General features: G+C 64.2%; 18 protein-coding genes and 1 other RNA gene. 16 read left to right on the top strand and 3 right to left on the bottom strand.

Translation table 11 applies throughout. The annotated features are described in order from the left end of the window. Positions 1-221: 221 nt before the first annotated feature. Complete coding sequence (gene trxA / locus P0D73_RS04125; protein ID WP_006048864.1) at positions 222-548, bottom strand: thioredoxin TrxA; 327 nt, start codon at positions 546-548, stop codon at positions 222-224. A 443-nt stretch (positions 549-991) separates the two neighbouring features. Here trxA and ffs point away from each other — a divergent pair. The 8 genes from ffs (at position 992) to P0D73_RS04085 (ending at position 9,594) form a co-directional block, all read left to right on the top strand. After that, positions 992-1,090, top strand: an RNA gene (gene ffs / locus P0D73_RS04120) — signal recognition particle sRNA small type. 230 nt (positions 1,091-1,320) lie between these two features. Further along, positions 1,321-4,026, top strand: a complete 2,706-nt coding sequence (dnaX, locus tag P0D73_RS04115; RefSeq protein WP_408429905.1) for a DNA polymerase III subunit gamma/tau — start codon at positions 1,321-1,323, stop codon at positions 4,024-4,026. A gap of 67 nt (positions 4,027-4,093) precedes the next feature. Continuing rightward, positions 4,094-4,420 (top strand): YbaB/EbfC family nucleoid-associated protein, encoded by a 327-nt coding sequence (locus P0D73_RS04110; RefSeq protein ID WP_007182071.1) that lies wholly within the window; start codon positions 4,094-4,096, stop codon positions 4,418-4,420. A gap of 265 nt (positions 4,421-4,685) precedes the next feature. Continuing rightward, positions 4,686-5,282 (top strand): recombination mediator RecR, encoded by a 597-nt coding sequence (gene recR, locus P0D73_RS04105; protein ID WP_011488245.1) that lies wholly within the window; start codon positions 4,686-4,688, stop codon positions 5,280-5,282. Positions 5,283-5,431: 149 nt separating this feature from the next. Further along, the gene (locus tag P0D73_RS04100) at positions 5,432-6,673 is read left to right on the top strand and encodes a CaiB/BaiF CoA transferase family protein (RefSeq protein WP_408429903.1); all 1,242 of its coding nucleotides are present in this window, start codon (positions 5,432-5,434) and stop codon (positions 6,671-6,673) included. Positions 6,674-6,747: 74 nt separating this feature from the next. After that, the gene (locus tag P0D73_RS04095; protein WP_132374773.1) at positions 6,748-7,785 is read left to right on the top strand and encodes an ABC transporter substrate-binding protein; all 1,038 of its coding nucleotides are present in this window, start codon (positions 6,748-6,750) and stop codon (positions 7,783-7,785) included. A gap of 113 nt (positions 7,786-7,898) precedes the next feature. Then, a complete protein-coding gene (locus tag P0D73_RS04090; protein WP_132374772.1) occupies positions 7,899-8,711 on the top strand; it encodes an ABC transporter ATP-binding protein in 813 nt (270 codons plus the stop codon). A 58-nt stretch (positions 8,712-8,769) separates the two neighbouring features. Further along, the gene (locus P0D73_RS04085) at positions 8,770-9,594 is read left to right on the top strand and encodes an ABC transporter permease (RefSeq protein ID WP_132374771.1); all 825 of its coding nucleotides are present in this window, start codon (positions 8,770-8,772) and stop codon (positions 9,592-9,594) included. Positions 9,595-9,711: 117 nt separating this feature from the next. Here P0D73_RS04085 and P0D73_RS04080 read toward each other — a convergent pair whose 3' ends face one another. Then, positions 9,712-10,686, bottom strand: coding sequence for an NADPH:quinone oxidoreductase family protein (locus P0D73_RS04080; protein ID WP_408429899.1), 975 nt, complete (start codon positions 10,684-10,686; stop codon positions 9,712-9,714). Positions 10,687-10,910: 224 nt separating this feature from the next. Here P0D73_RS04080 and surE point away from each other — a divergent pair, with 224 nt between their 5' ends. The 6 genes from surE to rlmD all read left to right on the top strand — a co-directional run bounded on the left by surE (position 10,911) and on the right by rlmD (position 17,114). Then, on the top strand, positions 10,911-11,669 hold the full coding sequence (surE, locus tag P0D73_RS04075; protein ID WP_132374769.1) for a 5'/3'-nucleotidase SurE: 759 nt from the start codon (positions 10,911-10,913) through the stop codon (positions 11,667-11,669). Continuing rightward, a complete protein-coding gene (locus P0D73_RS04070) occupies positions 11,666-12,733 on the top strand; it encodes a protein-L-isoaspartate(D-aspartate) O-methyltransferase (RefSeq protein WP_408175565.1) in 1,068 nt (355 codons plus the stop codon). The genes surE and P0D73_RS04070 overlap by 4 nt, the downstream gene beginning before the upstream one ends. 5 nt (positions 12,734-12,738) lie before the next feature. Then, a complete protein-coding gene (locus P0D73_RS04065; protein ID WP_408175563.1) occupies positions 12,739-13,680 on the top strand; it encodes a peptidoglycan DD-metalloendopeptidase family protein in 942 nt (313 codons plus the stop codon). Between the two features lie 16 nt (positions 13,681-13,696). Then, positions 13,697-14,779: an RNA polymerase sigma factor RpoS gene (rpoS, locus tag P0D73_RS04060; RefSeq protein WP_132374766.1), complete on the top strand. Its 1,083-nt coding sequence runs from the start codon at positions 13,697-13,699 to the stop codon at positions 14,777-14,779. Between the two features lie 4 nt (positions 14,780-14,783). After that, entirely contained in the window at positions 14,784-15,560 is a 777-nt protein-coding gene (locus P0D73_RS04055) for a 3'-5' exonuclease (protein WP_132374765.1), read from the top strand. A 135-nt stretch (positions 15,561-15,695) separates the two neighbouring features. Further along, entirely contained in the window at positions 15,696-17,114 is a 1,419-nt protein-coding gene (gene rlmD / locus P0D73_RS04050; RefSeq protein ID WP_408429896.1) for a 23S rRNA (uracil(1939)-C(5))-methyltransferase RlmD, read from the top strand. 94 nt (positions 17,115-17,208) lie between these two features. Here rlmD and P0D73_RS04045 read toward each other — a convergent pair whose 3' ends face one another. Next, a complete protein-coding gene (locus tag P0D73_RS04045) occupies positions 17,209-18,069 on the bottom strand; it encodes an outer membrane protein assembly factor BamD (RefSeq protein ID WP_132374763.1) in 861 nt (286 codons plus the stop codon). A 38-nt stretch (positions 18,070-18,107) separates the two neighbouring features. On the opposite strand from P0D73_RS04045, the gene P0D73_RS04040 reads away from it, so the two are divergent. Both P0D73_RS04040 and pgeF read left to right on the top strand, forming a co-directional pair. Continuing rightward, complete coding sequence (locus P0D73_RS04040) at positions 18,108-19,385, top strand: RluA family pseudouridine synthase (protein ID WP_408429893.1); 1,278 nt, start codon at positions 18,108-18,110, stop codon at positions 19,383-19,385. Continuing rightward, positions 19,382-20,239: a peptidoglycan editing factor PgeF gene (gene pgeF, locus P0D73_RS04035; RefSeq protein WP_408429890.1), complete on the top strand. Its 858-nt coding sequence runs from the start codon at positions 19,382-19,384 to the stop codon at positions 20,237-20,239. Before P0D73_RS04040 ends, pgeF begins: the two co-directional genes overlap by 4 nt. Positions 20,240-20,658: the final 419 nt, after the last annotated feature.

Genomic DNA, 20,658 nt, shown 5'->3' with positions numbered 1-20,658 from the left:
GAAGGTGCGACGAAATGAAATCTGGGAGGAGAGTGAGCGGAACCGCTCAAGGACTTACACGTCTTTTCGACGTTTTGCGGATTCTAGCATAGCACACGCCAGTTTCCGTCAGTGCGACGGCATGGCATCTTTCTTGTTGAGCGTGTTGCCGGCTGACAACACGCTCAACACAACGCGCCCGCGGGCCCCGGAAGGCTCGGAGCGCGCCGTTGCGACCGCTATTACAGGTTGCCGTCGAGGAACGCGGTGAGTTGCGACTTCGACAACGCGCCGACTTTCTGCGCGGCGACAGCGCCGTTCTTGAACAGGATCAGCGTGGGGATGCCGCGCACGCCGAACTTGACCGGCGTCGATTGATGTTCGTCGACGTTGATCTTGGCGATTTGCAGGCGATCGGCGTAATCCTTCGCGACTTCGTCGAGGATCGGCGCGATCATCTTGCACGGACCGCACCATTCAGCCCAGAAATCGAGCAGCACGGGTTTATCGGATTTAACGACGTCCTGTTCGAACGATGCGTCGCTAATATGCTTGATTTGTTCGCTCATTGTATGAATACCTCTATCGGTTCGAGGCCCGCCTGAATTGCTCGCCACGATACGTCAAAACCTAAGGAAACTTCCGTTCGCTTTGCCGCAATCGGAGCCTTTCGACACACGCCGGAAAAGGTGAAAGCCCGTTTCGGAATATGCGGAGAGCTCGCGCTTGCGGGTCATCCGTACGGCAGTTTAGCTTAATTCGCTATGCGTTGCCGGGGGCGATAGTACCCATCAGGGGCAGTGGGGCCAACGGCTGCCGATGAAGTGCCACCGTGTTTCATCAACCATGACGCAGCCTATCTGGAGGCTCCGCAGCCAAACTCAAGTGGCATCCGCACGGGTTGGTCGCGGCATTCGTCTATATGGTGTAAAGGGCGCGATTCGGCGCGCCGTTGACGCTTTGCTCGTATTAACAGTCGCACGACGGCCCAAGCGGTGATAGAATGTTTCGTGACGGGCCTCCTCGCATGGAGGGATGGTCAACCTGGTCAGGTCGGGAACGAAGCAGCCACAGCCGTTTTCCACCAGTGCCGAGGGTCGGGCTCGTCACCTTCCTTTTTCTGTTTTCTCTAGTTGTTCTCCGCGGGTTCTTCCGCGAACGCTTTCCATCTCCTGTTTTACCCTGAGTGCAGCGGCATGCAACCGTGCCTTATCGTGTTTTCGCGCGCCTTATCTATTTTTTTCTATCGGTCCGTTAGGCAGTTTCAATGAAGTGGCGCGAAGCGTTCGCGCGCCGTCGCGAATCGGTTTTGCGCGGCATCGTTACTGATACAATTTCCGGATGACCTATCAAGTTCTCGCACGCAAATGGCGGCCGAAGGATTTCGCTTCGCTCGTCGGACAGGAGCACGTGGTGCGCGCGCTCACGCACGCGCTCGACGGCGGCCGTCTGCACCATGCCTATCTGTTTACCGGCACACGCGGCGTCGGCAAAACCACGCTGTCGCGCATCTTCTCCAAGGCGCTGAATTGTGAAACCGGCGTGACCTCCACGCCGTGCGGCGTGTGCCGCGCGTGCCGCGAGATCGACGAAGGGCGCTTCATCGACTATGTGGAGATGGACGCGGCGAGTAATCGCGGCGTCGACGAAATGGCGGCGCTGCTGGAGCGCGCCGTCTACGCGCCGGTGGATGCGCGCTTCAAGGTCTACATGATCGACGAAGTGCACATGCTGACCAACCACGCCTTCAACGCCATGTTGAAGACGCTGGAAGAGCCGCCTTCGCACGTCAAGTTCATTCTCGCGACTACGGATCCGCAAAAGATTCCGGTCACGGTGCTGTCGCGCTGTCTCCAGTTCAATCTGAAGCAGATGCCCGCCGGCCATATCGTCTCGCATCTCGAGCACATTCTCGGCGAAGAGAAAGTGCCGTACGACGCCCAGGCGCTGCGCCTGCTCGCACGCGCGGCCGACGGTTCGATGCGCGACGCGCTCTCGCTGACCGATCAGGCGATCGCCTATTCGGCCAATCAGGTCAATGAAGAAGCCGTGCGCGGCATGCTCGGCGCGCTCGACCAGAGCTACCTGATTCGTCTGCTCGACGCGCTCGCGGACGGCGACGGCGCCGCGGTGCTGTCGGTCGCCGACGAGATGGCGTTGCGCAGCCTGTCGTTTTCGACGGCGCTGCAGGATCTGGCGAGTTTGCTGCATCGGATCGCGTGGGCGCAATTTGCGCCGTCGTCGGTGCTGGACGAGTGGCCCGAGGCGGCCGACCTGCGCCGCTTCGCTGAAGCGCTGAGCGCCGAGCAGGTGCAATTGTTCTATCAGATCGCGACGATCGGCCGAAGCGAACTGGGTCTCGCGCCGGACGAATACGCCGGCTTCACCATGACGCTGCTGCGCATGCTTGCGTTCGAACCGGCGCCGACGGGCGGTGGTGGCGCAGTGGGTTCGGGCCGTGCGCCTGGCCAGGCGGGGGCGAGTGGGGCGAAACGCGCGGGTGCGCCGGCTGTGGCCGCGCACCAGGGCGCGTCGGCAGCGCCGGCGATCGCGGGTGCGAGCGCTGTGTTGGGGAGTTCGCGTGGAGCGAGCGTGGACGCCACTGCGCCGGTCCGCGAAACGCAGACTGGCAATGCTGCGGCAGTAGGTAAGGGCGCTGCGGCTGACGCATCGGTTCAGCCTGCGCAGCAAACCAATAGCTCGATTGAAGTACGGCCTGCTGATAACAGCATTCAAGCTACGCCGCCGGATTCTGCTCAAGGCATGGCAGCAGAGCAATCGCTTGATGCGCAGCCGGCAATCACCGCCGAGTCGGCGCCGGTTGTTCATGAGGTGAATTCAGCGCCGTTGCAGGCGGTGGACGATGCCGCCGCGACACCTGCGTCGCCAGTGTCGTCTGCAACCCCTGCGGCCGCCGCCTTGGCGCCGTGGGATGACGCGCCCGCCGACTCGGCAGCGAACGAAGCTTCCGTAACCGCTGGCGTTGATGGCTCGGCCACAACTGAAGCCCCCGCAGCCGCATCCCTCGACGACTCAGCGCCCGCGTCTTCGCTAAGCGCACCCGCAGCCGCCGCGCTCGCACGCACCGAGCAGGCCGCAGCAGTACCGTCTCAAGAGCCGTCACCCGCAGCCGATAGCGCGCCGCGTCGCGCAGGCGGCGCGAGCGCCGCACTCGACGTCTTGCGCAGCGCCGGTTTGAAAGTGTCCTCGGACCGTGGCCGCGCAACCGCGGCAGCGGCCGCGAAGCCCGCCGCGCCGGCTACGCCGAAGCCGGCCGCGCCGCGCGTCGTTGTTCCCGTGCCGACGCCGCGCGCCGCGCGCCGCGCGCCGCAGCAGGATGCCGCGCCAGCAGCGCCGGCCGCTCGCGCCGCAGGGGCAGCGCAGTCAGCGCCCGCGCAGCGTAACGGCGCCGAGCAAAGCGGCTCGTCGGTGCCTCCGTGGGACGACATGCCGCCCGACGAATACATGCCGCTCACCGCCGCGGACGAAGGCTACTACGGCCTGCCGGACGACAGCTACATGCCCGTGTTCGACAGCGGCCCTGACGATGTCCGCGTAAGCGCGACGCCAGCGGCCACACCCGCGCCGGTGGTCGATCAACGTCCGCTGCCGCCCGCCGTGCCGCTCGATCCGCTGGGTTTCAAAGGCGACTGGCCGGCGCTCGCCGTCGACCTGCCGCTCAAGGGCATTTCATATCAGCTCGCATTCAACAGCGAACTGATGGCGCTCGAAGGCAACACGCTCAAATTGAACGTGCCTGTTCCGCAGTACGCGGAAACCTCGCAGGTCGCTAAACTGAAGACGGCGCTCGCCGACAAGCTCGGCCAGACTGTCGAGGTGCTGGTCGAAGTCGGTCCGGCGCGCCGCACGGCCGCCGCGCACGACGCCGCCCTGCGCGCGCAGCGTCAGCAGGAGGCCGAGCGCGAGATCGGCGCCGATCCGTTCGTGCAGTCGCTGATTCGCGAGTTCGGCGCGAGCATCGTGCCGGGCTCGATCCGCCCGATTACTCCGGACGCCGGTTCGAACGGCGCGCCGTCGGTCCACTGATTCGCCGCGCGATGCACCATAGCGCGCCCGATTTCCGAATTTCACGCTATCAAGAAGGAGCATGTCCATGATGAAAGGCCAACTCGCCGGGCTGATGAAGCAAGCCCAGCAGATGCAGGAAAACATGAAGAAGATGCAGGAGCAACTCGCGCTGATCGAAGTCGAGGGGCAGTCGGGCGCCGGTCTCGTGAAGGTGACGATGACCTGCAAGAACGACGTGCGCCGCGTATCGATCGACCCGAGCCTGCTCGCCGACGACAAGGACATGCTGGAAGACCTCGTCGCCGCTGCGTTCAACGACGCCGTGCGCAAGGCCGAAGCCACCGCCCAGGAAAAGATGGGCGGCATGACCTCGGGCCTGCCGCTGCCGCCGGGCTTCAAGCTGCCGTTCTGAACCAGGCCGCCGCAAGGTGGCGGGTCACGCGCCGTAGCTGCTGTCGCCGCGGCGTGAACGGAACGCGCGAATTGCGCACGCTGCACGTGCCGTCTGTGCGGCACTCGCTGCGCGCGTGTTCCGGCTGGACCCGACCGGCCGTGGCTCGGCTGAAGTGCGCATCGCGCGCGCTTAACCGGGCCGTCGCCGGAATGATGTAAACCGATCGAATCAACCGCATCGCCACCCGGACAGCCGGGCACTACCCACTTCGACGCCGATCCGCATGAAACAACCTTCCGCCTTGTCGGCGCTCGTCGAAGCGCTGCGCGCGCTGCCCGGTGTCGGGCCGAAGTCCGCGCAACGCATGGCGTACCACCTGATGCAGCACGACCGTGACGGCGCCGAAAAACTCGGCCGCTCGCTGCTGTTCGCCACCGAGCATCTGCAGCACTGCGAGAAGTGCAACACCTTTACCGAAGCGCAGATCTGCGAGGTCTGCCTCGATGAAGAGCGCGATCCCACCTTGCTGTGCGTCGTCGAGACCCCCGCCGACCAGATCATGCTCGAGCAGACCATGACCTATCGCGGCCTTTATTTCGTCTTGATGGGGCGCCTGAGTCCGCTCGACGGCATCGGTCCGAAGGAGATTCATTTCGACCGGCTGGTCAGACGCGCGTCGGATGGCGTCGTCAAGGAAGTCGTGCTCGCCACCAATTTCACCAACGAAGGCGAGGCGACCGCGCATTACCTCGGGCAGACGCTCAAGGCGCGCGGCCTCGCTGTTACGCGCCTCGCGCGCGGCGTGCCGGTGGGCGGTGAACTCGAGTATGTCGACGCCGGCACGATCGCCCGCGCCATGCTTGATCGTCGCTCGATGTAGAAGGCGCCCGCCGCACGGCAACGGGCGTCAGGATCGGAACGGCTTTGCATGGGGCAGGAGTAGGCGCTAAAGCGCCAACTCCTGCCGACAGCTTTGCATGGGGCGGGAGTAGGCGCTAAAGCGCCAACTCCCGCCGACAAAGGAGACACATGAGCGCTACCTCTGAATCAGGCGCGAGCGCCGCGCCTCAGGATAAAACCGGCCCGCTCGCCGGCGTCAAGGTGCTGGAACTCGGCACGCTGATCGCCGGCCCGTTCGCCGCGCGCTTTCTCGGCGAGTTCGGCGCCGACGTCATCAAGATCGAAGATCCCAAGGGCGGCGACCCGCTGCGCAAGTGGCGCAAGCTCTATCCGGAAGTCGGCGGCACGTCGCTCTGGTGGGCCGTGCAGGCGCGCAACAAGAAATCCGTCACGATCAATCTGAAGGCCGAAGAGGGCAAGGAGATCGTGCGGCGCCTCGCGAAAGAAGCGGATATCGTCGTCGAAAATTTTCGGCCGGGTTTGCTGGAAAAACTCGGGCTCGGCTATGACGTGCTCTCTGCGGACAACCCCGGCCTCGTGATGGTGCGCCTGTCCGGCTACGGCCAGACCGGCCCGTATCGCGACCGGCCCGGTTTCGGCGCGATTGCCGAATCGATGGGCGGCCTGCGTCATATCACCGGCTATCCGGATTTACCGCCGCCGCGCATCGGCATTTCGATCGGTGATTCGATTGCCGCGCTGCACGGCGTGATCGGCGCGCTGATGGCGCTGCATCACAAGCAGGTGAACGGCGGCAAGGGGCAGGTCGTCGACGTCGCGCTGTACGAGGCCGTCTTCAACATGATGGAAAGCGTGGTGCCCGAGTACGGCGTGTACGGGATGGTGCGCGAGCGCACCGGCGCGTCGCTGCCGGGGATCGTGCCGTCCAATACGTATCCGTGCCGCGACGGCAGCATCGTGATCGGCGGCAATAGCGATCCGATCTTCAAGCGCCTGATGATCGCCATCGAACGCGAGGATCTCGCGGACGATCCGGCGCTCGCGCACAACGACGGCCGCGTGCCGCGCACCCAGGAAATCGACGGCGCGATCGCCGCGTGGCTCGCCACGCGCACCATCGACGAAGCCCTCGCGGTGCTGAATGCCGCCGACGTGCCGGTGGGCCGCATCTACAGCGTGGCGGACATGTTCACCGATCCGCAGTTCATGGCGCGTCAGATGATCCAGCGTTTCAAGTGGCAGGACGGTCAGGAAATCACGCTGCCGTCGGTTACGCCGAAGCTCTCGGCCACGCCGGGCGAGACGCGCTGGCTGGGCCCGGAACTGGGTGAACATACCGATGAAGTCCTGCAATCGCTAGGTTATGATGCAGACCACATTGCAAGGTTGCACGCGCAACAGATCGTTTGAGCAGCACACGCGGCGCCCACGAGCGCCGTGCTAAAAGATAAAACCGGACAACAAAAGTTTGGAGACTCGAGACCATGCAACGGAGAAGTTTTCTCGCCGGCACCGCCGCACTCGCGGGCGCTACGCTCGCCGCCACGCCACTCGCCTTCGCGCAGGGCAAACCTGAAACCACCAAGGTGGCGATCGCCGTCGGCGGCAAGAACCTGTTCTACTACTTGCCGCTCACCATCGCCGAGCGTCGCAACTACTTCAAGGACGAAGGGCTAGAGGTCGAAATTTCCGACTTCGCCGGCGGCTCGCAAGCGTTGAAGGCGGCGGTCGGCGGCAGCGCGGATGTGGTGTCCGGCGCGTTCGAGCATACCTTGCTGCTGCAGGCGCAAAAGCAGATGTTCCGCGAATTCGTCCTGCAGGGACGCGCGCCGCAGATCGTGCTCGCGGTCTCGAAGAAGACCATGCCGAACTACAAGTCGATCGCCGATCTGAAGGGCAAGAAAATCGGCGTGACCGCGCCGGGTTCGTCGACCTCGATCATGGCGAGCTTCGTGCTGGCAAAAGCCGGGCTGAGCGCGAAAGACGTCGCGTTTATCGGCGTGGGCGCGGGCGCCGGCGCGATCGCCGCGTTGCAGTCGGGGCAGATCGACGCGATCGCCAATCTCGACCCGGTCATGACCAAGCTCGAGCGCACCGGCGAGATTCGCGTGGTGTCGGACACGCGTACGCTTGCCGACACGCGCAGCGTCTTCGGTGGCGATATGCCGGCGGGCTGCCTGTACGCATCGCAAAGCTTTATCACGAAGAATCCGAATACCACTCAGGCGCTGACCAACGCGATGGTGCGCGCGCTCAAGTGGCTGCAAACGGCGACCGGCAGCGAACTGATCAACACGGTGCCGGAAGGCTACCTGCTCGGCGACCGCGCGGTGTATCTGGACGCATGGCAGCACGTGAAGGAAGCGATGTCGCCCGATGGCCTGATGCCGGCGGACGGCCCCGCGACGTCGCTGAAGACCTTGCAGGCATTCGACCCGAACGTGCAGGGCAAGCCGATCGATCTGTCGAAGACGTGGACCAACGACTTCGTCAAGAAAGCGCTGACTACCGTCAAGGCTTAAGTTGAACGCGTGGACAGGGAGGCCGTGACGCGCGGCGTTTTCGCCCGGCCGCGGCCCCGCATGCCATGACGCGATCACCAACCCCAATCCGATCTTTCGAAGCGAGCTGAACGATGACCGTTGCCGCACTGGCGCTCGACAACATCACCTGCACGTTCGCTGCGCGCGACAACCGCGCACAGCGCTACACCGCGGTGAAGGACACTACCTTGCGCATCGCGCCGGGCGAGTTCGTCTCGGTGGTCGGCCCGACCGGCTGCGGTAAATCCACGCTGCTCAATGTCGGCGCGGGTCTGCTGGGGCCGTCGTCGGGCACGGTCAGCGTGTTCGGCGAGCCGCTCAAGGGCATCAACCGGCGCGCCGGCTATATGTTCCAGGCCGACGCGTTGATGCCGTGGCGCTCGGCCATCGACAACGTCATGGCTGGTCTCGCGTTCCACGGCGTGCCGCCCGTCGAAGCCCGCGTCAAAGCCGACGAGTGGTTAAAGCGCGTCGGCCTCGGCGGCTTTGGCGATCGTTATCCGCATCAACTGTCGGGCGGCATGCGCAAGCGCGTCGCGATGGCGCAGACGCTGATTCTCGATCCGGACATCATTCTGATGGACGAGCCGTTTTCGGCGCTCGATATCCAGACGCGTCAGTTGATGGAAAACGAGTTGCTCGACTTGTGGGCCGCCAAACGCAAAGCGGTGTTGTTCATCACGCACGATCTCGACGAAGCGATCGCCATGTCGGACCGCGTGGTGGTGCTCTCGGCCGGGCCGGGCACGCATCCGATCGGCGAGTTCACGATCGATTTGCCGCGTCCACGCGACGTTGCTGAAATCCGTTCGCATCCGCGTTTCGTCGAGTTGCATGCGCAGATCTGGAGCGTGTTGCGCGACGAAGTGCTCAAGGGTTATCAGCAGCAACTCACTGCCGTTTAAACGCGTCACGTTTTTGCGTCACGTATTGGCCACTCAATCGTCCAAGGCAAACCGAGTCATGTGGAAGACGTTGCGCCCGAACCGGGCGAATCTGGTGATCTGGCAATGGCTGCTGCTCGTGCTGTGCTTCGTGCTCTGGTACGTGCTGACCAGCCCGACGCTGCTGCCGGCGTTCTATTTCGACGACCCCAACAAAGCCGCGTTCTTCTTCGGCGAGCCGCAGAAAGTGCTGCAGCGGATCTGGGAATGGTTCACGGGCGGCGAGATCTATCTACACCTATGGATCACGCTGGTCGAAACCGTGCTCGCGTTCACGCTCGGCACGGCGCTCGGGCTCGGCGTCGGCTTGTGGCTCGCACTCTCGCCGCTCGCGAGCGCGCTGTTCGATCCGTACATCAAAGCCGCTAACTCGATGCCGCGCGTGATTCTCGCGCCGATCTTCGGCGTGTGGTTCGGGCTAGGCATCTGGTCGAAGGTGGCGCTTGGCGTCACGCTGGTGTTCTTTATCGTGTTCTTCAACGTCTATCAGGGCGTGAAGGAAGTCAGTCCGGTCGTGCTCGCCAACGCGCGCATGCTCGGCGCGAACGGCAAGCATTTGCTGCGCTTCGTCTATTTGCCGAGCGCGATGAGCTGGGTGTTTTCCAGCTTGCATACGTCGGTGGGACTGGCGTTCGTCGGCTCGGTGGTAGGGGAGTATCTCGGCTCGGCGCGTGGCGTCGGCTATCTGATTTTGCAGGCCGAAGGCACCTTCGATATCAATACCGTGTTTGCGGGGATTCTGGTGCTAACCGCGTTCGCGCTGATTCTGGATGCGATCGTCGGCATCGGCGAGCGGCGCTTGATGAAGTGGCAGCCGAAGACGGGCGATACGGAAAAGCTGTAGGTCGGCGCGGCGCGGCGCGGGGTTGTAAAGTGCGAAGCTCAATAAAAACGACGCGCCGGTTGGAAACCGCGCGTCGTTTCTTTTGGCGCCGAGCAGAACGAATCGGCCGCGCCAGGACTAAGGCGTCACCACCACCTTCCCGATCACACGACGCTCGGCCATGTCCCGCAACGCGCGCCCGGTGTCCTCGAGCGAATAGCGCGCCGACACGTACGGCTTGAGCTTGCCTTCACCGATCCACCGCGTCATCTGTTGAAACGCCGCGTGATTGTGCTGCGGTTCGCGCTTCGCAAAGTCGCCCCAAAACACGCCGACCAGACTCGCGCCTTTGAGCAGCGTCAGGTTGAGCGGCAGCTTCGGAATCTCGCCGTTGGCGAAGCCCACCACCAGATAACGCCCGCGCCAGCCGATGCTGCGAAACGCCGGCTCCGCATACACGCCGCCGACGGGATCGTAGATCACATCCGGGCCTTTGCCGTCGGTGAGCGCCTTGATGCGCTCGCGCAGGTCTTCGGTGCTGTAGTTGATGGTGGCGTCCGCGCCGTGCTCGACGCAGGTCGCGAGTTTCTCGTCGCTCGACGCCGCCGCGATCACGCGCGCGCCGAGCGCTTTGCCGATTTCGACGGCCGCTAGTCCGACGCCCCCGGCCGCACCGAGCACGAGCATCGTCTCGCCCGCTTGCAAGGCGCCGCGATCGACCACGGCGTGATGCGACGTGCCGTACGCCAGCGTGAACGCTGCCGCCAGCTCGAAGTCGACATCGTCCGCCAACGGCACGCAGGCCGCGGCGGGCGCGAGCGCCTGCTCCGCGAAACCACCGTGGCCGGTGAAGGCGACCACGCGCGAGCCGGGCTTGAATTGCGTGACGTCGGCGCCGACCGCGCGCACCACGCCCGCGACTTCCGAGCCGGGCGTAAAGGGCAGAGGCGGTTTGAACTGGTATTTGTTCTCGATGATCAGCACGTCGGGAAAGTTGACGGCCGCGGCTTTGACGTCGATCACGACGTGGCCCGGCGGCGGCTCGAGGTCCGGCAGGTTTTCGACGACCAGGCTCTCCGGCGGCCCATATTGTTTACAGCGAATCGCGCGCATCGTGTCTCCATATCGATCAGGGGTTCGCAAGTATTCTGAGTGTAAAACAATCAGCACGACCGTGCGTTTTTATTGCTTCGCACGCGATCGGCAAATGCTCGATGCATGTCCGGACGCCGACTCGCGCCAGCCTTTCACGATCCCGACGCGTGCGTGTTGCATACGTCGTGCGCACGGCCTGCCGTGTCGTTCGCGCGTCTTCTTTCCTCGGTTACAATCGCCGCATGCGAATCCTACTCAGTAACGACGACGGTTATCTGGCGCCCGGCCTTGCCGCGCTTTACGAAGCGCTCAAGCCGATCGCTGACGTCACCGTGATGGCACCCGAACAGAATTGCAGCGGCGCGTCGAATTCCCTGACGCTGTCGCGGCCGCTCTCGGTACTGCGCTCGGCCAATGGTTTCTATTACGTGAACGGCACGCCCACCGACTCGGTGCACATCGCGCTGACGGGCATGCTCGACCATACGCCGGACCTCGTGGTCTCGGGCATCAACAACGGTCAGAACATGGGCGAAGACACGCTCTATTCGGGCACCGTCGCGGCCGCCACCGAGGGCATCATGTTCGGTGTGCCGGCCATCGCCTTCTCGCTGGTCGACAAGGACTGGGTGCATCTCGACGACGCCGTGCGTGTCGCCGCTGAAATCGTCGCGCACTATCTCGAGCAGCCGTTACCCGGGCATCCGCTTCTGAACGTCAACATTCCCAATCTGCCGTACGAGCAACTCGGCGACTGGCAGATCACGCGTCTCGGCAAACGGCATCCGTCGCAGCCGGTGATCCGCCAGACCAACCCGCGCGGCGAACCGATCTACTGGATCGGTCCGGCGGGCAGCGCGCGCGACGCGAGCGAAGGCACCGACTTTCACGCCATCGCCAACGGCCATGTGTCGATCACGCCGCTGCAACTCGACCTGACCCACACGCAAATGCTGCCCGCGGCGCGCGACTGGGCACGCGCAGGCAGCGGCGCTTCATGACCAGCGAGCGCGCCAAGCGCTTTCCGCTCGGCCTCGAGGACCTGGTGCGCGAACCACGCAGGCCCGAAGGACGCCCAGGCGAAATCCGCGCGGCGGCGCTGGCCGCGAGCGCGGCACTGAACGCGCGTCAGCAACCCGCGAAGAACGCTCCGCTCGGTTCCACGGGTAAGTCCCAATCCAAGCAGGCGAGGGCGCAGACCGCGGTGCAGATAAAGCCGCAAGCCAAGCCCTCGGCGGTGACGCCGCCGAAGCCGCTGGCCGCGCCTTCCGCCAAAGCACCGGTCAAGGCGCCACCTAAACCTGTCGTGCAGAGTTCGACCGCGCGTGCCGTGTCATCGTCGGCACCTACGCCGGCCAGGCCCGCTGCCCGATCCAACGAGCGCAGCGCCGCGCCGAATGTCGCTTTGAACGGCGCGATGGCACTGACGTCGGAACGGGTTCGCGAACGGATGGTCGAACGCCTGCGTGCGAACGGCGTGACCGATCAGCGCGTGTTGAACGCGATGTCGGTGGTGCCGCGCCACATGTTCGTCGACCCGGGTCTCGCGGTCCAGGCCTACGAAGATGCGGCCTTGCCGATCGGCCATCACCAGACGATCTCCAAGCCGTCGGTAGTCGCGCGGATGATCGAACTGGCCGCCGCCGGCCGCGCGCTGAACAACGTGCTCGAAATCGGCACCGGCTGCGGCTATCAGGCGGCCGTGCTGAGCCAGGTCGCGCGCGAGGTTTACTCGATCGAGCGCATCAAGCCGTTGTCCGAACGCGCGAAGACGAACTTACGTCCGCTGCGCATTCCGAACATCCGCTTGCACTATGGCGATGGGCGGTTGGGATTGCCGTCGGCGGCGCCGTTCGACGCGATCGTGATCGCCGCGGCGGGGCTCGACGTACCGCAAGCATTACTTGAACAACTCGCGATCGGCGGCCGTCTGGTCGCGCCGGTCGGTTCGCAGGACGGCCAGAACCAGGTGCTGACTCTGGTCGAGCGCCTCGGACCCGCGCAGTGGCGCGAGTCGCGGCTTGATCGCGTTTTCTTTGTACCCTTAAAATCCGGAGTGATTTGACACCGATGAGTATGTTGCGCGCGATGCAAAGAACCAGACTGAATGTCCCCATGACCGTAACCCAGCGTAGCGTGTGCGTGCTCGCCTTGTCCCTGTTGATGACGGCCTGTGCATCCCGGCTCGATCAGGCGCCGGTCGTCGACCGCTCCGGCGGCGGCGTGCTCACCACGCAAGGCGCGCAGCCGGCCGTGCCGCTCGGACCGCCGCCGCCGGGCTACTATCGCGTGAAGCCGGGCGACACGCTGTACCGGATCGCGTTGGAGAACGGCCAGAACTACCGCGACATTTCGGCGTGGAACAATCTGACCAACCCGAATCAGATCGAAGTCGATCAGTTGCTGCGCGTCGTGCCGCCGGGAGCGAACACCGCGGCGCTGACGCCGGGCGTGTCGACTGCGCCGATCGGCAGTGGTGGTGCGGTGCAAAGCGCACCGCTCGGCAGCACGCCGCCGTCGGGTGGGACTGCTGGCGCAGCCGGCGTCGCGGCGCCGCCGCTCTACGGTTCCGCCACGAACAACGCGTCGCTGACGCCGCCGGCCAGCCCGGGTGCGGCCAGCGACTCGAACGCCGGCGCGTCCGGCAACGTCGCCTTCGCATGGCCGGTGCGCGGACCGCTGCTCGGCACGTTCAACGATTCGACCAACAAGGGCGTGAATATCGGCGGCGCTGCGGGCGATCCGGTGAAGGCGTCGGCGGACGGCCGCGTCGTTTATGCAGGAAATGGGCTGCGTGGTTACGGCAATCTCATTATCATCAAGCATGATGCAACTTATCTCACGGCGTATGCACATAACCGCGCTTTGATGGTAAAAGAGGGAGACGCGGTAACGAAGGGGCAGAAGATCGCCGAGATGGGCAATAGCGATTCCGACCGTGTGATGTTGCATTTCGAAGTTCGCCGGCAGGGTAAACCTGTCGACCCACTGAAGTATTTGCCGCCGCAATAAGCGATACGATACGACCATGCCGAAATCGAAGCGCCGCCCACCGCAAGCCGAGTCTGAGACGATCAGCCACGCTATGTCCGCTTCGGTCGAAGAAAGCGGCGCTTCGGAAGTGGAAGAAGAGATCGCCGAGGAGCGCGATCTCGACGAACGCCAGGGCGGCGTGGATGAAGCCGGCGAGACCCGTGAAGGCGCGGCCGAAGCCGCGCCGGATGCGGACGATTTCCGCGCGCTGCTGCAAGCCGAGCTGACGGCCGACACGATTCAGCACTACCTGAACCGTATCAGCGTCAAGCCGCTCCTGACCGTCGAGGAAGAGCAGAAGTATTCGCGTCTTGCCAAGGCGGGCGAGTTCGAAGCGCGGCAGGTCATGATCGAGCGCAATCTGCGGCTCGTCGTCAGTATCGCCAAGGGTTATCTGAATCGCGGCGTTCCGCTGCTCGATCTGATCGAGGAAGGCAATCTCGGCCTGATGCACGCCATCGAAAAATTCGATCCGACGCGCGGCTTCCGGTTTTCTACTTACGCCACGTGGTGGATCCGCCAGAGTATCGAGCGCGCCATCATGAACCAGGCGCGCACAGTCCGTTTGCCGGTGCACGTGATTCGTGAGCTCAACCAGGTGCTGCGCGCCAAGCGCCATCTGGAAAAAAATTCGATGAATTCCGGCGAGGCCGCCGAGCGCCGCGACGCCAGCATCGACGACATCGCCTATCTGACCGGCAAGACCACCGACGAAGTCACCGACATCCTCGCGCTGAACGAGCACACCGCATCGCTCGACGCGCCGCTCGATCTCGATCCGGCGAGCAGCCTGCTCGATCTGCTGTCAGACGACCAGAGCCAGTCGCCGGATGCCGAAGTGCAGCACCGCGAACTGGAAACGCTTACACGCGCGTGGCTCGCTCGCCTGTCGGACAAGCATCGTCATGTGATCGAGCGCCGCTTCGGCCTGAATCACATCGAACCCGCCACGCTCGAAGAGCTGGCCGACGAAATGGGCCTCACGCGCGAGCGTGTGCGCCAGATCCAACAGGAAGCGCTCGTGCGGTTGAAGCGCTTCTTCGCCTCCAACGGTGTTCGGAAGGACGCCGTTCTATAACCTGATGACACCGATTCTTGTATTCGACATCGAGACGATTCCCGATGTCGCCGGCATTCGCCGCCTCGAAGATTTGCCTGCCACCTTGAGCGACGCCGAAGTCGCCGAGCATGCGTTCGCCGCGCGCCGCGAAAAAACCGGTAACGATTTCCTGCCGCACCATCTGCAACGGATCGCGGCGATTTCCTGCGTGTTCCGCGACAACAACGGTTTCCGCGTACGCTCGCTCGGCACGCTGGAAGACGGCGAAGCGGCGCTGGTGCAGTCGTTCTATCGCGTAATCGAGAAGTACACGCCGCAACTCGTGTCGTGGAACGGCGGCGGCTTCGACCTGCCGGTGTTGAACTACCGGGCGCTCGTCAACGGTATTCCCGCCTACAAGTTCTGGGATCTCGGCGAGGACGACCGCGAGTTCAAGTGGAACAACTACATCAGCCGCTATCACGCGCGTCATACGGATCTGATGGACGTGCTCGCCATGTACCAGGCGCGCGCCAACGCGCCGCTCGACGCGCTCGCCAAGATGTGCGGCTTCCCCGGCAAAATGGGCATGGACGGCAGCCAGGTGTGGCACGCGTACCAGCAAGGGCGCATCGAGGAAATCCGCAATTACTGCGAGACCGACGTCGTCAACACGTACTTGCTCTATTGCCGCTTCCAACTGATCCGCGGCGCGTTTTCGCCCGCGGAGTATGCTGATGAGATCAACCTGGTCAAGAACGCACTAGCGCTGGAAACGGCGCCGCAATGGGCCGAGTATCTGGCGGCATTCGATCAGTAAGGTTGTACGGGGAGGGGGCGACGCCGTCTGACTGGCCAGCGCGTGCAGCGGCCGTTGCCGCCGTGCCGAATGATGGCGAGGCGCGGCGCTTCGTCTACAATCTCGCCTTTCCCCAAGTTTGTCAGGAAGTCGCAGGTGTCCCGAACTGCCCCCCATCGCCGCGCGCCGAAGCGCTACAAGACGCCCCCGCCCGCGCCGGCACACGTCGTCACCGGCAACGAGCCGGTCATCGAAATCGTTTCGCTCGATATGGAAGCGCGCGGCGTTGGCCGCACCGAGACCGACGACGGTACGCCCGGCAAGGTGATCTTTGTCGAAGGCGCGTTGCCCGGCGAGCGCGTCAGCTATTCGACGCATCGCAGCAAGCCCAAATTCGAGCAGGCCGAAGTGGTTCAGGTGTTCCGCGAAAGCGTGATGCGCACCAAGCCGAAATGCACTTACTTCGATATCTGCGGCGGCTGTTCGATGCAGCATCTCGACATCCGCGCTCAGGTGGCGGTCAAGCAGCGCGTGCTCGAAGACAACCTGCAGCATCTGGCGAAGCTGCGCCCGGAAACGGTGTTCCGGCCGATTCACGGGCCGGCCTGGGGTTATCGCTACCGTGCGCGTCTGGCAGTGCGTTTTCTGCCGGAAAAGGGCGGTATGCGGATCGGCTTCCACGAGAAGAAGAGCAGCTACATCGCCGACATGAAGACCTGCGAAGTGCTGCCGCCGCATGTGTCGGCCATGCTGATGCCGCTGCGTTTCATGGTTCGCAAGCTGTCCATCTACGATCGCATGCCGCAGCTCGAACTGGCGGTCGGCTCGTCGGTCACGGCGCTGGTGGTGCGCAATCTCGAGCCCATCACGGCCGCGGACGAGCAGGTGCTGCGCGATTTCGCCGACGAGCACAAGGTGCAGTTCTGGCTGCAGCCGGGCGGCCCGGACACGGTCACGCCGTTCTATCCGCTCGACGTGGAACTCGACTACACGCTGCCGGAATACGGCATCCGCATGCCGTTCAGGCCGACCGACTTCACCCAGGTGAATCACGCCATCAACCGCGTGCTGGTGAGCCGCGCGTTGCGGTTGCTGGCGCCCGCGCGCACGGATCGCGTGCTCGATCTGTTCTGCGGGATCGGTAACTTCACGCTGCCGCTTGCGCGGATCTCGAAGGAAGTGGTGGGCATCGAAGGCAGCGAAGTGCTGACCTCGCGCGCGCTGGCCAATGCCGAGCTGAACGGCGTGGCGGGGCATACGTCGTTTGCGTGCCGCAACCTGTTCGACATCACCGCCGACGACCTGCGCGCGCTCGGCCACTTCGACAAGTTCCTCATCGATCCGCCGCGCGAAGGCGCGCTAGCCGTCGCCAAGGCGCTGGTGGAGATTGCGCAGAGCGGCAATGGGCCACTGCCGAAGCGCATCGTCTACGTGTCGTGCGCGCCAGCGACGCTCGCCCGCGATGCCGGCCTGCTCGTGCACGAGGCGGGCTACCGGCTGGTGGGTGCGGGCGTGGTCAACATGTTCCCGCACACGTCGCATGTGGAGTCGATTGCGTTGTTCGAGCGGGATTGAGTCGCGCCGCGGCAAAGTAAGGCGCAAACAAAAACGCCACGACGGAAGTCGTGGCGTTTTCTATTTCCGGCTGATTTTCAGCGAGTCGCGTGGCTTAGAACTGCCACCACGACTTTTCCTTACCCGGCCTTGCATGCCCCGTGATGTACGGGCTGTCGGGGAAGGTGCCGGCCAGCACGCGCTTCGTGTCGTCGGCCAGTTGCGGCTGGTTCAGCTTCTCATACGACAGCATCATGATGTGCAGTGCGTCTTCGATAGCCGGTGCGTTCTTGTATTGCGTAAGCGCCAGTTGTGCGCGGTTGATCGCGGCGACATAGGCGCCACGGCGGTAGTAGTAATCCGCCGCGTGGACTTCGTGCGACGCCAGCGCGTTGACGATATAGCGCATGCGCTGCGCGGCGTCCGGCGCATACTTGCTGTTCGGATACTTGTCCACCACGACCTTGAAGGCGTCGTACGACTCGCGCAGCGACTTCGGATCGCGCTCGCTCATGTCCTGGCCGGAGAAGCGGCCGAACAGACCGAGGTCGTCGTTGAAGTGGATCATGCCCTTCAGGTAGTACGCATAAGCGATGTCCGGATGATCCGGGTGCAGCTGGATGAAGCGGTCGATAGCCTGGTCGGCGGCGGCGTTTTCGTTGTCTTTCCAGTTGCAGTACGCGACGTTGATCTGCGCCTGCTGGGCGAAGTGGCCGAACGGATCGCGACCTTCGAGCATTTCGAAGTACTTGGCGCACTTGCCGAAGTCACCACCGCTCAGGGCGTCGTTCGCCTCCGTATATAATTTGTTGTTGTTCCACGTTGCCGTCTCGTCGGTCTTTTCCGGCAGGCCGTGGCAAGCCGCGACAACGGCGACGGCTGCGGCGCACGCAATGTATCCGGCCACTTTCCGGGCCGCCTTCTTGATGGCCGCCAAATTGATCGCCGCTTTAGTGATGGTGTTCAAGGCTCGCATTTTCCAGTCTAGCTTTACGTCCAGGTGACCCAGACTCAATGACCCGCTCAAATACTCCAGGCGCCGCAACCGGCGCCGGGAATAGCAACAAAGATTATAGCGTAAGCGCTGACCCCTCCGACGCGTTGGGCGTTGATTCCCTCGACGACGATCTCGGCAGCGACGCGCTCGGCGCCGCCGTTCTGCCCAGCCACGTGCCGACCGTGGCGAGCCGCGTGGCGGACGAGACGCCGCGCAGCGTCGTGGTGCCCGACGAGATGGCCGGCGAACGTCTCGACAAGGTGCTCGCGCGGGTTTTTCCCGAGTTCTCGCGCAACCGTCTGCAGAGCTGGATCGAGGCTGAGCGCGTGCGGATCGACTGCAAGCCCGCGAAAATCCGCCAGCCGGTGCCGCTCGGCGCGACCATCGAGCTCGTGCCCGATCTGCTGCCGGAGCAGCTCGCGTTCACGCCGGAGCCGGTGCCGCTCGAAATCGTCTATGAAGACGACACCCTGGTGGTCATCAACAAGCCGGCCGGCATGGTGGTGCATCCGGCGGCCGGCAACTGGAGCGGCACCGTGCTCAACGGTTTGCTGTATCGCTATGGCGACGCGGCGGCGGGCCTGCCGCGCGCGGGCATCGTGCACCGGCTCGACAAGGAAACCTCCGGCCTGATGGTGGTGGCGCGCACACTCGAGGCGCAGACCGACCTCGTGCGGCAGTTGCAGGCGCGCACGGTGAAGCGCCGCTATCTCGCGCTGGTGTGGGGCAACATGCCCGAAGAAGGCACGATCGACGCCCCGATCGGCCGCGATCCGCGCGAACGCACGCGCATGGCGGTGGTGACGAGCGCCTCGGGCAAGCCGGCGCGCACGCATTTCCGGCGTGTCGATTCGGCGATCTGGCAGCGTCAGCCGGTCACCGCGATTCATTGCGATCTGGAAACCGGGCGCACCCATCAGATTCGCGTCCATTGCGCGCACATCGGTCATCCGCTGCTCGGCGACCCGGTGTACGGGCGCGCCCGTGGCAAGCGTTCCGTCACGCCGCTGCCTGATGGGTTCGCGCGCCAGGCTTTGCATGCATGGCGCCTCGGTCTGATTCATCCGCAGACCGGCCGCACGATGCAATGGCGCGCCGATGTGCCGGCCGACATGGAAGCGCTGTCGGCGGCGCTCGGCCTCGGCCGCGACGACGCGGGCGAGTTCGACGAGACGTACTACGAGGAAGACGACTACGATGCGTCGCTCGACGAGGACGCCGATGAAGACGGCGCAGTCGAACACGACGAAGCCGACGACGAAGCCGATAAACACGACGAGGACGATCACGCATGAATGTGCCCGAGCTGAGCTTTGCCGATGTCGTGCAACCCGCATGGAATGTCTCGCCGCGCGTGCGTGCGCTCGTCACCACGCGTGACGGCGGCGTGAGCGAAGCGCCGTTCGGCCGCTGGCAGAACGGCGTGGACTTGCCTGGCGGCCTGAATCTGGGCATGAAATCCGGCGACGATCTGGCCGCGGTCGCGGCCAACCGCGCGCGTTTGCTGAAGCTGGCCGGCGTGAGCGAGGCCGCGTGGCTCGAGCAGATTCACGGCGCCGGCATCGTGCGAGCGGAAGACGTGCTTGCACAGGCGCATGCGAACGGCACGCCGACGCGCGCCGATGCCAGCGTCACGGATCGTCCCGGCACCGTGTGCGTCGTGATGGTGGCCGATTGCATGCCGGTGCTGTTCTGCGACGAAGCCGGCCGCGCGGTCGGCGCGGCGCACGCGGGGTGGCGCGGGCTGGCGGCGGGCATCGTCGAACAGACGGCGCAGCGCGTCGCCGAACTTGCCGGCGTGGAGGCGGGCGCACTGCACGCTTATCTCGGTCCGTCGATCGGTCCTGATGCCTTTGAAGTCGGTGCAGACGTGCGTGACGCCTTCACGAACGGCGTCGGCGTCGCACAACGCGATGCGACTGCGAACGCCTTCGTCGAGCATCCGCACAATCCAGGCAAATATCTCGCCGATCTCCCGGCGCTGGCGCGTTTGCGTCTGCAACGGCTCGGCGTGACGCGCATTGTCGGTGGCGATCTCTGCACGGTCACGCAACGTGAGCGTTTCTATTCCTATCGCCGCGATCGCGAGACCGGCCGCATGGCCGCGTTGATCTGGCTGGACGATCAGGCGCAGTCGATCGCGGACTAGCTTGCAACGCGCATCGCGCGCGGCCATTTTCTGCGGAATCCAAGGCACGTGTGCCCGCATCACGACGTCCACATGGCGAGACGTCCTGCATGCGGGCATGCTTGTCTGAGCATTGCCACGGCTCGCATGCCCCTTGCCCACGAACACACGTATGAGGGTTTGTTCGGAGAAGCGCAGGCGTTTTTGCTGCGCTGCCGGAATTCCCGACGCTGGCGTAAATCTGCCGCCAAAACTGTCCGCCCGCGAACGGATAAATGCACATAAGCCCATGCAATTTGGGAGCTTTTTTCGTTCGCGTGCGTCTCGAATCACGCAGGTTCCAAAAGCGCGTTCTTCTACACAGGGAAAACGATAATTAAAAAACTATCGCACTGCGGCAAAATCGGGAACAAGCATTGACATGCCTTGCGATGGGGAGC

Source organism: Paraburkholderia sp. RL18-101-BIB-B (assembly GCF_046026985.1).
Classification (GTDB): domain Bacteria; phylum Pseudomonadota; class Gammaproteobacteria; order Burkholderiales; family Burkholderiaceae; genus Paraburkholderia.
The sequence above is the reverse complement of the archived record's forward strand: the minus strand, read 5'-3'. Positions and strand labels throughout refer to the sequence as shown.

Bases quoted from the DNA above. Each gene is read 5' to 3' on its own strand.
- trxA (WP_006048864.1), bottom strand. From the start codon at position 548: ATGAGCGAACAAATCAAGCATATTAGCGACGCATCGTTCGAACAGGAC.
- dnaX (WP_408429905.1), top strand. From the start codon at position 1,321: ATGACCTATCAAGTTCTCGCACGCAAATGGCGGCCGAAGGATTTCGCT.
- P0D73_RS04110 (WP_007182071.1), top strand. From the start codon at position 4,094: ATGATGAAAGGCCAACTCGCCGGGCTGATGAAGCAAGCCCAGCAGATG.
- recR (WP_011488245.1), top strand. From the start codon at position 4,686: ATGAAACAACCTTCCGCCTTGTCGGCGCTCGTCGAAGCGCTGCGCGCG.
- P0D73_RS04100 (WP_408429903.1), top strand. From the start codon at position 5,432: ATGAGCGCTACCTCTGAATCAGGCGCGAGCGCCGCGCCTCAGGATAAA.
- P0D73_RS04095 (WP_132374773.1), top strand. From the start codon at position 6,748: ATGCAACGGAGAAGTTTTCTCGCCGGCACCGCCGCACTCGCGGGCGCT.
- P0D73_RS04090 (WP_132374772.1), top strand. From the start codon at position 7,899: ATGACCGTTGCCGCACTGGCGCTCGACAACATCACCTGCACGTTCGCT.
- P0D73_RS04085 (WP_132374771.1), top strand. From the start codon at position 8,770: ATGTGGAAGACGTTGCGCCCGAACCGGGCGAATCTGGTGATCTGGCAA.
- P0D73_RS04080 (WP_408429899.1), bottom strand. From the start codon at position 10,686: ATGCGCGCGATTCGCTGTAAACAATATGGGCCGCCGGAGAGCCTGGTC.
- surE (WP_132374769.1), top strand. From the start codon at position 10,911: ATGCGAATCCTACTCAGTAACGACGACGGTTATCTGGCGCCCGGCCTT.
- P0D73_RS04070 (WP_408175565.1), top strand. From the start codon at position 11,666: ATGACCAGCGAGCGCGCCAAGCGCTTTCCGCTCGGCCTCGAGGACCTG.
- P0D73_RS04065 (WP_408175563.1), top strand. From the start codon at position 12,739: ATGAGTATGTTGCGCGCGATGCAAAGAACCAGACTGAATGTCCCCATG.
- rpoS (WP_132374766.1), top strand. From the start codon at position 13,697: ATGCCGAAATCGAAGCGCCGCCCACCGCAAGCCGAGTCTGAGACGATC.
- P0D73_RS04055 (WP_132374765.1), top strand. From the start codon at position 14,784: ATGACACCGATTCTTGTATTCGACATCGAGACGATTCCCGATGTCGCC.
- P0D73_RS04045 (WP_132374763.1), bottom strand. From the start codon at position 18,069: ATGCGAGCCTTGAACACCATCACTAAAGCGGCGATCAATTTGGCGGCC.
- P0D73_RS04040 (WP_408429893.1), top strand. From the start codon at position 18,108: ATGACCCGCTCAAATACTCCAGGCGCCGCAACCGGCGCCGGGAATAGC.
- pgeF (WP_408429890.1), top strand. From the start codon at position 19,382: ATGAATGTGCCCGAGCTGAGCTTTGCCGATGTCGTGCAACCCGCATGG.